General features: G+C 38.1%; 5 protein-coding genes. 3 read left to right on the top strand and 2 right to left on the bottom strand.

What is annotated here, in order from left to right:
- Positions 1-398: 398 nt before the first annotated feature.
- Positions 399-1,268, top strand: a complete 870-nt coding sequence (locus tag ME1_RS01520; RefSeq protein WP_004862369.1) for a transporter substrate-binding domain-containing protein — start codon at positions 399-401, stop codon at positions 1,266-1,268.
- 12 nt (positions 1,269-1,280) lie between these two features.
- On the opposite strand, the gene ME1_RS01515 is transcribed toward ME1_RS01520, so the two are convergent.
- Positions 1,281-2,813, bottom strand: a complete 1,533-nt coding sequence (locus tag ME1_RS01515) for a YifB family Mg chelatase-like AAA ATPase (protein ID WP_004862367.1) — start codon at positions 2,811-2,813, stop codon at positions 1,281-1,283.
- 415 nt (positions 2,814-3,228) lie between these two features.
- Here ME1_RS01515 and ME1_RS01510 point away from each other — a divergent pair, with 415 nt between their 5' ends.
- On the top strand, positions 3,229-5,184 hold the full coding sequence (locus ME1_RS01510; protein WP_004862366.1) for an autotransporter assembly complex protein TamA: 1,956 nt from the start codon (positions 3,229-3,231) through the stop codon (positions 5,182-5,184).
- Complete coding sequence (locus ME1_RS01505; protein ID WP_004862364.1) at positions 5,184-9,821, top strand: translocation/assembly module TamB domain-containing protein; 4,638 nt, start codon at positions 5,184-5,186, stop codon at positions 9,819-9,821. Before ME1_RS01510 ends, ME1_RS01505 begins: the two co-directional genes overlap by 1 nt.
- A 536-nt stretch (positions 9,822-10,357) precedes the next feature.
- Here ME1_RS01505 and ME1_RS01500 read toward each other — a convergent pair.
- Entirely contained in the window at positions 10,358-12,124 is a 1,767-nt protein-coding gene (locus ME1_RS01500) for an ABC transporter ATP-binding protein (protein ID WP_004862363.1), read from the bottom strand.
- Between the last annotated feature and the right edge of the window lie 26 nt (positions 12,125-12,150).

The following is a 12,150-nucleotide window of genomic DNA, read 5'->3' as shown; positions in this document are numbered from 1 at the left end:
TATGTGTAATCCTTCAATGTTTATAAACGAGTGATATGCTTTTGCATTATTTGGCTGTACAAAGGATTTTGATCAAATTGTTTAGTCAGGTCAAAAGTGTACACAACTTATTGATTATAGAAGAAAATAAAACTGACGATGATCAGGTTTTTTATTTACATTTCAAGCTAAAAAAATCACTTTTTGGGAAGTGTTTTATTTTGTGATTTGTATGAAGAAATTTTCGAGAAAATTTATATGCCTCTATTCTAAAAATTATAGAGAAACTGTTATTTTTTGACAATTTGAAAGAATAGAAACAATTTTAATTCATTAAAATGGCAGATATTTCAGTGAAATGCGTTAGATAATGTAGCTGGAAGAGTTGTATTTTTGCTTTGAAAAATGGGGGGAAGATTTTGAAAATAAGGAAACTTGTAAATGGATTCAATATTCTTATTGGAGTCTTATGTTTAGTATGGGGATTTCTTTTTTCCTCTTTTGCAGAAACTAAAACAGTTGGAGGACTCCCCTCTTTTTTTGATTCGCATGAACATTTGCTAAAACCTGATATAATAGATATAATTCGTTTGCGTTTTGTGACAACTTTTGATTTTCCTCCTTTTAACTTTCTTGATAAAACAGGGCACCTTGCAGGATATAATATCGATTTATTGCGGGCTATTTGTTCAAAATTAAATCTTGAGAAACTTTGTGAGGTGGAAGTTGTTCCTTGGGAAGAGCTTGTAGAGCATGTAAAAGATGGTGGCGCAGAAGTAATTATTGCCGGTTTAAAAGAAACAACTAAAACATATCAAGATCTTGTTTTTACAAAGTCTTATCTCCGCTTTCCGGCTCGATTTGTTGCTTCTCAACCTGTGAATTTTGATGAGCTGGTAAGCGATGGGCTTACATATTTACGCAGTGGGGGGGTATTCAAGAGTGCGCACGAAAAACTCTTTCATAGCTATTTTCCTAAAGCTAAATGGCAAGGATTTAAAGACAGGGTAGAGCTCTATAAAGCGCTACAGAACCATAAAATTGATCTTATTTTTGATGATGGATTTGCTTTATCATTATGGCTTAATGACCCAAAGTCCAATGATTGCTGCTATTTTGTTGGAGGGGCGTATATAGCTCCCCAGTTATTGGGGCAAGGAATGCGTCTTGCTGTTGCAAAAAAGAACGAACAATTAATTGATATACTCAATTATGCTCTGAAATCTCTCGAAAATGATGGCAAACTTACCGAGCTTTATTTGCGTTATTTTCCAATTAGTTTTTATTGATGAATATTTTTCTTAAGAGAGAGCTGTTAATCTTTCAGTGCCTAGTCGGTAGGAAATAGCTTCTGCGAGATGATGGCGTAAAAGATAGTTTTCTTCGTCGAGATCAGCAATGGTACGTGCAACTTTGAGAATGCGATGATAGGCGCGTGCAGAAAGGTGCATTTTTTCACTCACATCCCGTAAGAGTTTAGCAGCATTTTGGTCAGGAATGGCAATTTGTTCGATGATTTTAGCAGGACAATCACCATTGGTGCGAATATGGTCAAGGCCCAAAGCTGTAAATCGTTTGGTTTGAATGGCACGACATCGTGCAACACGTTTTGCAACATCACAGCTTTTTTCTGCTTGTTCTGGTTGCATAAGATCCATAGCTGTTAATGCAGGGACATCAATCCGCAAATCAATTCGGTCAAGCAGAGGACCAGAAATACGGGATTGATAATCAATTTGACAGCGTATTCCTTTTGCACAAACAGTGTCTTTTTCTCCTGCCATACCACATCGACAAGGATTCATAGCAGCAATGAGTTGGATACGGGCAGGATAGCTGATATGGTGATTAGCACGGGCAATAACACATTCTCCACTCTCTAAAGGTTGACGAAGAGAATCAAGGACCTGTGGAGAAAATTCAGGCAATTCATCAAGAAATAAAATGCCATTATGTGCAAGTGAAACTTCTCCTGGTCTTCCTTTAAGACCACCACCGATCATTGCTGCCATGGAAGCAGAATGATGCGGGGCACGAAAGGGGCAGTGGAGTGAAATGGTATTATGCACGGTTTCTCCTGTGATAGAAGCAATCAAAGAAACATCTAAGAGCTCACGGCTATCAAGAGGCGGCAAAATAGAAGGTAAACGTTGGGCTAACATAGATTTTCCCGCACCAGGAGGACCTACAAATAGGAGATTATGCCGTCCAGCGGCGCAAACTTCTAATGCACGTTTAGCGGTTTTTTGTCCTTTAATTTCACAAAGATCTGGAAGTTCAGTTTGAATTGTGTACTGGCGTGGTTGTGGACGTTTTTGAATTTGTGTTCCTTTAAAGTGATTAACTATCGTAAGAAGGTTTTCAGGTGCAAGAATATTCATCTCTGCGTCAGCCCATGCTGCTTCAGGTCCGCATGGGTAAGGACAAATAAGTCCTTTATCGAGTGATAAAGCTGTCATTGCAGCTGGTAAAACACCATTGACAGCTGTAAGTGAACCATCCAGTGATAATTCACCTAAAATGATGTAATCTTGTGCTACTTCGGGAGGTATAAGCCCCATAACAAGCATTAAACCCACAGCAATTGGCAAATCATAATGTGATCCCTCTTTAGGTAAATTGGCTGGTGCAAGATTAATAGTAACGCGTTTGTTAGGCATAGAAAGGCCACAAGCGTGAAGGGCTGCTTGCACACGTTCGCGGCTTTCTCCGATTGCTTTATCGGCTAAACCAACAATCGCCATTCCTATTTTACCGGAAGAAATCATAACCTGTACATCAACAGGGACAGCTTCTAGACCGCGAAAAGCAACAGTTGTAACACGTGCGATCATCAGTTTCTTACTCCCCCATTTTATTGAGAAAAGACAATCATATCTACACATAAAAATCAAGAAGTGTCTCTATGGTTTTTGGGGTAGAGAGATCTATATAGCTGTGCAGGCTTTTGTAGCGCAGTGAGGGAGAGTAATTTGCACAAATTTAACCATGATTATATGCGGTTAAATAAAACATTTATAATGCGCTAAATGAATATGGTAGGGGAAAAAGAGTGAGGCTGTTTGTGTTGTATAGCAATGCCGGATTTTGTGAATATTAAAGGGAGGAGATGTTATGCATCACAAGAAAAGAACGTTATTTGATATGATCAAACATGTGAAATATACAGAGTAGGTATATTTATCTTTCTTGTTCTACGTTATTTATAGTACTAAAGTGATGTAAAGTATATTGAAGGTATCTGATTTGATGGTATACCAAACGGGAGTTTTGTTAAAATCAGGAACCATGCGCAGTTTATTTGTGGGTTTATGCTTTGTCTGTGCATTTCCGCAACCACTTGCAGCATTTGAGTTTTTCGGCATTCCTCTTTTTGGTCAAAAGAAAACAAACTCCTCCTCTTATAATGGTACAGAAAAATTTTATAAAGTTAATGTTATTGCTCCATCGGGTGCACCACCAGAAGGTGTTAAAATAGTGAAGGCTGTGTCTTCTCTTATTGCTGATCAAGGTAAAGCATTTAGTTCTTCTGGTTTATTAGCTAAAGCCCGTTCAGATTATCGGGCAATTCTTTCTGCTCTTTATGCTGATGGGCGTTACGGCGGTGTTATTAGTATTCAGATTAATGGTTTAGAAGCTGCTGATTTGAGTCCGGTGACTCAACTTCCCGCACAATCCAATATTGTCATTACGATTGATGCCGGACCACAATATATTTTTAATGTTGCAGGCATCGATAAAGTTGCTCCAGCCGTAAAATATAAAATCAATAGAATGCTTACAATGGAAGAATTGGGGTATAAGGTTGGCACTGTTGCCAAATCTGAAAGTATTTTAAAAGCAGAAAGATGGGCGGTTGAAGGATGGCGTCGACAAGGTTATGCTAAAGCTAAAGTTGTTAAGAGTGAAGTCGTTGCTGACCATGCTGCGCACCTTATTGATGCGCGAATTGCTGTTGATCCTGGAAAAGAAGCTTATTACGGTCCTTTAAACGTGCGTAATGTGAGTAAGAAGCCGCGCATAGATTCATCCTATATTGCATGGATGACAGGGTTTAAGGTAGGCCAAAAATATGATTCTGATGCGTTAGTTAAGGCAAATGAAAGACTTGCACGACTTAATGTTTTTCGTGCTGTGAATATACGTGAGGCTGATACAATTAACCCTGATGGTAGTTTACCGCTTACGCTTGTTTTGGAAGAACGTAAACCACGTCGTTTTGGCGCAGGTGGTAGCTATTCAACATTAGATGGTACTGGTTTTGAATCTTATTGGATGCATAACAATCTTTTTGGCCATGCGGAACACCTTAAAATTGAGACGAAAATAAGCGGTATTGGAAGCAATAAAGAGGAATCCTATAATCTGAAAAATTTTGATTATCTTCTAGGTGGCACATTTATAAAGCCTGGTATCTTCACTCCTGATACAGATTTTAGGTCAGAACTGAAAATACAACAAGATGTCCTAGATAATTACACGACAAAAGCTATCAAAGGAAAGCTGGGTATAACACATATCTTTAATGGTAATCTATCCGGTCAAGTTGCAATAGAAGTTTCCAACGGTTACTCACGCGATATCTATTTTGGAAGCCGTAATTTTACAACAATTGGGTTACCAAGTAGTATAATTTACGATAGTCGTAATAATAAGTTCAATGCGACAAAAGGTTTATATGGTGAAGTATTTGTTGAACCTTTTTATGAAATGCGCTCTCATAATTTTGTAGCAAAAATGACTGTAGAAGGCCGTTCTTATTGGACACTAGATGAAAAGGAGCGTTTTGTTTTTGCAGCGCGGGCAAAGCTTGGTACAATTCTTGGAAGCGATAAAGCACAAGTGCCTTCTGATACGCTCTTTTTTGCTGGTGGAGGTGGATCTGTTCGCGGTTATGCTTATCGCAATATTGGTTTCAAAACAGATAATGATGCTGTTGTTGGTGGTCGGGCGCTTGTTGAAGGTACAGCAGAATTACGTTTTTCTTTAAATGATAAGATAGGACTTGTCAGTTTTCTTGATGGAGGTATCGTAGGGGAAAGGGCGCGTTTTGATTTTTCTCAAAACATTAAATGGGGAGCTGGTATTGGAGGTCGCTATATGACAGGTCTTGGGCCTTTGCGAGTTGATTTAGCTTTTCCTCTTAAGCGGGAAAAAGGTGATCCTCGCATCGGTTTTTATGTGGGTATAGGGCAAGCGTTTTAATGAAAAAAAATGTACGTTTATTGGCTTTCTTATTTGGTTTTTTGTTTTTTTTGCTAAGCATTCTGTTTTTTATGCAAAGAGGCAATTTGCTCTCTAGAGAAGCGATAGCGGATGATCGTTCATGGCTTATTTCTTTGATTGAACGCGGACTTTCAGCGCCTAATCGTCAAGTTCGTTTACATAATGTGCAAGGGGCACTATCTTCTCAAACATCAATTGATACCATTACTGTGAGTGATAAAAAAGGTATATGGCTTAAAATTAGCAATGCTAAGATGGATTGGAATCGCTTAGCGTTGCTGAGGGGGCGCATGGATATCAACCGGCTTTCGTTGGAACAGATTACCTTTTTACGCAAACCGCAGGGCAACTCTTCTCTTATATCATCCCTTGAGTCTGGAAAATTTTCTTTACCAAAATTACCACTTTCTCTCTCTATTGAGACACTTGCGGCTAAACATGTGATGTTTGGTCAGGACCTTTTGGATTTTTCTGCTGATGTATCCTTAAAAGGAAGTTTAACTTTGGCTAATGGTGTTTTTGATGCGGAGTTAGCGGCTCATCGTCTAGATGCACCAGGATCTTTTTCTGTTCTAACGAAGATATACAATAAAGACCGTACAGCTAAAATCGATATTCTTGCTGATGAACCGCAAAATGGCATTTTGGCAAATATTTTTAACATTGAGAAGCGTCCTGCATTAAATTTCGCTCTTAAAGGTGATGGTACTTTTGATGATTTGGCTATCAAACTTTCTTTAGAAGTTGATCACCATCCTATTTTAGATGGCGATGTTGTTCTTGCAAGGATTGCAGAGGGGCACAGTCTTTCTACCAAATTTGTAGGCACACTTGGCTCTTTAATGCCTCCTCAATATCATAGCCTCTTTGAATCTGATGTCACATTGAAAGCAGAGGCAAGAATAACAGGTAAAGGTGTGACGCACCTTGATCATATGGTGATTGAGGGTAAAGCGATGAATGTTGTGGCTAATGCTGAAATAGCAGCCGATGGTTTTTTGCGTCGGCTTTTTGTTGATGGCAAAATGGCTCTGGATGATGGGGCAACACATTTACCAGCATCAGAAACACCAATGCGTGCGGATAATCTTGCTTTAAATATTGACTATGGTCGAGAAGGGCAACAATCATGGAATGGACGGCTTGTGCTCCATCATTTGCGCAATAAAAATATTCATATTCGCGATGCAATTTTTGTTATGGGAGGAGTAAGCGAAAATCTTGATGATGCAACTTCTCGTCATGTTGGTATTCAGGTTAAGGGAACGCTTAGAGGGATTGAAAAAAATAAAGGTGCGTTTGTAGAAAGTCTAGACCAAACAGTTAATGTGCATCTAGATACAGATATTGTTTCTAAAAAACCAGTTTTGGTTCATGATCTTAGTATTACAGGTCAGGGTTTTTCTGCTTGGTTAAAAGGGAAGATAGATCGTTTTATTTTTAAAGGCGATCTTGGATTAAAAGCTCAAACACTCTCTCCTTTTAATCTATTGAGTGCACAATCATTTTCTGGTAGCGCAGATATTAAAGGCAAAGGAATTGTCAGTTTAAAGGACAGCGTTTTTGATCTCGAATTATCAGGAATGGCTGACAACATGAAAATAGGCGTGGAACCTTTCAATCGTTTTTTCAAAGGAAAATTTACTCTTTCAGGTGGTGTTGCTCGCAACAGGACAGGTTTAATTTTGCGTCGTTTAGATTTGAAAAGTCAGTACGCAAGCATAAAGGCTGATGGCACTTTTTCAAGTGAGAGTGCTAAGATGGATTTATATGCTCAACTATCTGATCTTTCTAAGTTGGATCCGAGGATGAAGGGTGCACTCACAATCCGCAGTACTGCTAGAGGACGCAATAATCTTATAAAATTTAACACACGTGCCCAGGTTTCTGAAGCGTTTTTAGTGGGGAAAAAACTCCAAAATACAACACTTACTATGCAAGCACTAATGGATAATACATTGCCGGTACCTTTTTTAACGGGTTCTATAAAAGGGGAAGGAACTTTTGCTAAGAAGCCTTTGTATTTGTATGCTTCTTTTAAAGATTCTCATCGGATTCGAAAACTTGAAAATATCAATATAAAAGGGGGAAACGCAAAAATAACAGGTGGCCTTTCTCAAATGGGAGGTTTTGTGAAAGGAGCTTTACATATTGATGCTGATGATATTTCAGAGTTTTCGGCACTATTTTTGCAGGAAAGTAGCGGAAAAATAAAAGGAGACTTTGTTTTTGATGAACAAAATGGCAAGCAAAAAGCCAATTTTAAGGCGCATGTTGACCATTTAAACTTTGCAAAGAATAAAATTAAAAAGCTGGCAGTAGAAGCAGATGTTTTTGACCTTTTTGGCATGGCACAGTTTGAGGGTTTTATCAATGCGGAGCATATTCAAACGCCTTTTATGATGGTTAATCGTTTAAATGCTCATGCCAATAGGAAGAATGGGCAAACAGTTTTTACTGTTCAGGCGATGTTGCCTAATAATACCAATGCAAGGCTTTCTGGGCGTATGGTTATGGTAGGACTTCCAGTAGATATAAAACGAGAAGTGCAGATTGAAACCATAGATGTTAAACAACCCAATCTTAACGCGACATTATCTAAACCCGCTACAATTGTTTTTGATAAAGATGGAATGACAGTAAATGAATTGAGAGTAGCCATTAATGGCGGGTCGGTTCTGCTTTCAGGAAATGTTCAAGATACCTTGAATCTGCATCTTACGATGAATGCTCTTCCTGCTGCTTTAGTTAATCTATGGAAATCTGATCTTGGAGTATCTGGTATTGTAACAGGACAAGTGATGGTTCGAGGTCATTTAAAAAAACCTGATGTAACCTATGATATAAAAGGTGAAAATCTGACAACCATTGCACTTCGAGATAAAAAAATAATGCCTTTTATGCTCTCTGCTACAGGTAAAACAGTAGATCAAAACATGACTTTGAATGCAAATTTAACAGGAGAAGGATTACAAGCACAAGCGCAGGGGAATGTGTATTTAGATAAAAACAAACTTGATCTCCATATTAACTTACGGGATTTTCCTGCGCGTTTGATTAATAATTTCACTGAGGGAAAAGCGCTTGAAGGAAAAATTGTAGGCAAGGTCGATGTTGATGGAACAATGGAGGATCCATCTGCTTATTTTGAGCTTTCTAGTCAAAGCTTGACTGCTATGACGCATAAAGGGCCTCTGTCGATCAATATGAGTGCCCGTGGTTCTTATAAAAAATCGATTTTTCATATTGAGAATATAATAGCAACAGGAGATAAGGGATTAGATCTTTCCATAAATGGACCCGTTTCTATAAATGGTTCAGAAACTAAATTTAATGTTAGAGGAACAATGCCTCTTGGCCTTGTTGATTTGTTGTTAGCTAAGCGTGGAGCCCATGTAACAGGTACCGCAAGAATTGATGCAACTCTACAGGGGAAATTATCACAGCCACAACTGACAGGGAATTTTTCTATAGTCAATGGTAGTTTTTTTGATTCACAAACAAATGTAGGATTGAACGATATAACGCTTGAAGGCAAATTAAATGGTGACCATATTCTTATAGAAAAAGCTTCTGCTTCTTCGTCTGGAGGGGGCTCTCTCTCCGCTTCGGGCCGTATTTCTAACGATTGGCAAGCGGATTTGGTCTTTAATCTTAATCGTGCCAATTATAATGATGGTTCCATGATTCTTGCAACATTGTCAGGCAAGATGACAATGGCGGGTTATTTTTTTGGTGACCTTGTTATTGGTGGTGATATTACCGTTGAAAAAGCAGAAATTGTTGTTCCTGATCATTTTCGAAATGCCAAGTTTCTTGATATTAAAAATAAGAATTTAACCAAATCGATCCAAAAGACACTTGAACGTGCTGATGTTAAGAGCTCTAGTCAAGACCGTGATGTTTCTCAAAAATCTTCATCTACTGTGTTAAATATGCGGATTACTGCACGCAATCAATTTTTTGTACGAGGGCGAGGGTTAGATGCTGAATTGGGAGGACGTATTAACCTGACTGGGCCATTACATGATGTGCATCCGGTTGGTGAATTTCAGATGATTCGCGGACGTTTTGATATTCTTTCACGGCGTCTCAGTTTTGATCAAGGACAAGCGAGCTTTAGTGGTAACCTTGATCCTACTGTTTATTTTGTGACCAATAATAATATTGGTGATATTCGTGTCATTGTTACTGTAAGTGGAACAATTGATAATCTGGATGTGCATTTTTCTTCGCAACCTAATTTGCCTCAGGATGAGGTTTTAGCGCGTTTGATTTTTAACCGCTCTCTTAGTGAATTATCACCATTTCAGATTGCACAGCTTGCGGCTGCAGCAGCAGACCTTGTTGGTGCTTCTAATACATCCTTGTTAAACGCGCTACGGGCTAAAATTGGTCTTGATGATCTTGATGTTATCGTGGATGAAAAAGGTAATACGGGTTTACGCGTTGGGCGCTATATACACAATAATGTTTATTTAGGCTTTGAAGCAGGATCGGATGGAATGACAAAAGGAACAATTAATTTGGATATTTCACGACATCTCAAAGCTAAAGGTGCCATAGGGAATGAAAAGAATTCTAGTGTTGGTATATTTTACGAAAAAGACTATTAAGGATCGAAGCTGAAGTTCTAATTTTAGTTTTTTTATCATACCCTTTAATGGAAGCATGTTCTTCAAAAAAGCAGTATATCATTATATTGCTCATGAGTATCTCTAATTGTTTCAATCCCATCTCACAGCGCTATCTATAGTATGCAGTACGATCTATAATAGGCAGTATAGGGATGAGGATGGATAAAAGCAGTTTAGATCATTACGGCTTCATATCTATTGGCAAGTTTTTTAAAGCTTGATGCTTGTTTCCTTTTCATATGCCACATTTATGGATGCTGCACTCCTCATCCTGAGGGAGAGGAGGCTCTCATTATCGGGATTCTGTTTTTAAAATGAGATAAAATTCTTTAACAAAATAGCAGGTAAAGTGTATTCTTATGCAAATTCTAAAAATTTTTTTTAAGAAACTTTAAATCTTCTGCCAATTACTACTCTAAATGCAATACTGCTTCATAGGAACATTCCTATTCTTTATAAAGGAATGTGGTCACCTATCCATTTCTTATCTTAAATTTTACTTGGATACACAGGATTTAGGATATTTGTTTTTTAAATTGGATATTATGAAGTTTTTTATAAAAACCATTTTCTTTTGCTAGCAGTTCTTTTGGGGTTCCTTGTTCAATCAAGTTTCCATTTTTTATGACAACAATTTTGTGAGCGCGAGCAATTGTTGAAAGGCGATGAGCGATGATGATTGTTGTACGTCCTTTGGTAAGGCGATGAAGGGCTTCATTAATTTGTGCTTCAGTGTGCGAGTCTAAAGCGCTTGTTGCTTCATCAAAAATCAGAATTTCACTATCATGAAGCATTGCTCTGGCGATAGCGAGTCGTTGTTTTTGTCCACCTGAAAGATTACAGCCATTATCCCCTATCTGTGTATCATAACCATTTGGTAGGTCTATAATAAAGTCATGAGCATTGGCCGTTTTCGCTGCTTTGATAATATCATCATCACTGGCTCCTTCTTTTCCAAGACCGATATTATATCTAACGGTTCCCTGAAAGAGAAAAGTATCCTGACCTACATAGGCTATCAAGTTTCGAAGAGAGCGGAAAGTAGTATATTTGATGTCTTGATCATTAATCGAGATCCGTCCCTTTGTTGGGTCATAAAGGCGCATAATCAGATTAATAAGGGTTGATTTACCTGACCCTGAGGGACCTACCAATGCGGTCATTTTTCTAGGTTCTATTTCTAGATTGATGTTTTCCAAAACCATTTGGTTATCTGTGTATGCAAAAGAAACATCTTCAAAGCGTATAATTCCTTGTGTTTTATCCAGATCTTTAGCTTTCTCATGTTCTATGAGTGTAATGGGATGGTCAAGTATTTCATACATGGTACGGATATTAACCAAGCCAGATTCAATTTTGACACGTACATTTGCTAGTCTTTTTGCTGGTTCGTAAGCTAGAAGCAAAGCGACAATAAAAGCCATGAATTCACCTTGAACGCCTGCACGTTGGGTTGCAAGGTAGCCAGAAAAGCAGATAATACCTGCAATGGCAACTCCAGCGAGCGTTTCCATAATCGGATTTGTAATGGCTTGAAGTTTTGCAATAGTGTTTGCTTGTTTTTCAACATCACAAATGGCTTTATTCATCCGTTTTTTCATGAGTTCTTCTAATGAAAAAGCTTTGATGACTCGAATACCAATAGAACTTTCTTGCACAATTTTGATAATTTCACCAAGCGAAAGGAGTTCTTTTTCCACAAGGCTGCGAACACGTTTTAAAGCCATTCGTACCCCTAAAAAAGCCAGTGGTCCTACTACTAAAGTGATAGTGATTAACGTAAAATTTTGAATAAACATGACCAGCAATAGGCCACTAAAAGACAGCAAATCACGCACAAAAGTTGTGATAATTGTATCAATAATATTACGCACTGCTGTAGCGTTATGGGTTACGCGAACAAGAAGATCAGATGAAGTGTTGTTATGATAAAAAGAAACACCTTGTTCCATGAGGCGCGCATAAATTTTGCGTTGTTGTTCAGCAACAATACTGTTGCCTGCTTTGCTTAAAAAGTAAGTTTGTGCAAAAGTTGCAATACCTTTGAGAATAAAAATAAAAGCAATAATGCTAGAAATTAAAACAATCATACCAAAATTCTGCGCATCAACAATAGAGTTGACAACGTCACGCATAATCCATGCACTCGCTGCGGTTGTGCATGAGATAATGATCATTGAAAAAATGGCTGCGCTGTACCAACGCGCATGTTTATGAAAATTTTCTTGTAAAAGACGAATGATAAGATGTTTATCAAAAGTGGAAATTTGTTTTTTGACCATAAAGTGCTTCTATATTCTATCGTTGT

Origin of the sequence: Bartonella vinsonii subsp. arupensis OK-94-513 (genome assembly GCF_000278235.1) — a bacterium.
Classification (GTDB): domain Bacteria; phylum Pseudomonadota; class Alphaproteobacteria; order Rhizobiales; family Rhizobiaceae; genus Bartonella; species Bartonella arupensis.
Note: the sequence above shows the minus strand (reverse complement) of the source record. Positions and strands in the feature narration are given on the sequence as shown.

Bases quoted from the DNA above. Each gene is read 5' to 3' on its own strand.
- ME1_RS01515 (WP_004862367.1), bottom strand. From the start codon at position 2,813: ATGATCGCACGTGTTACAACTGTTGCTTTTCGCGGTCTAGAAGCTGTC.
- ME1_RS01510 (WP_004862366.1), top strand. From the start codon at position 3,229: ATGGTATACCAAACGGGAGTTTTGTTAAAATCAGGAACCATGCGCAGT.
- ME1_RS01505 (WP_004862364.1), top strand. From the start codon at position 5,184: ATGAAAAAAAATGTACGTTTATTGGCTTTCTTATTTGGTTTTTTGTTT.
- ME1_RS01500 (WP_004862363.1), bottom strand. From the start codon at position 12,124: ATGGTCAAAAAACAAATTTCCACTTTTGATAAACATCTTATCATTCGT.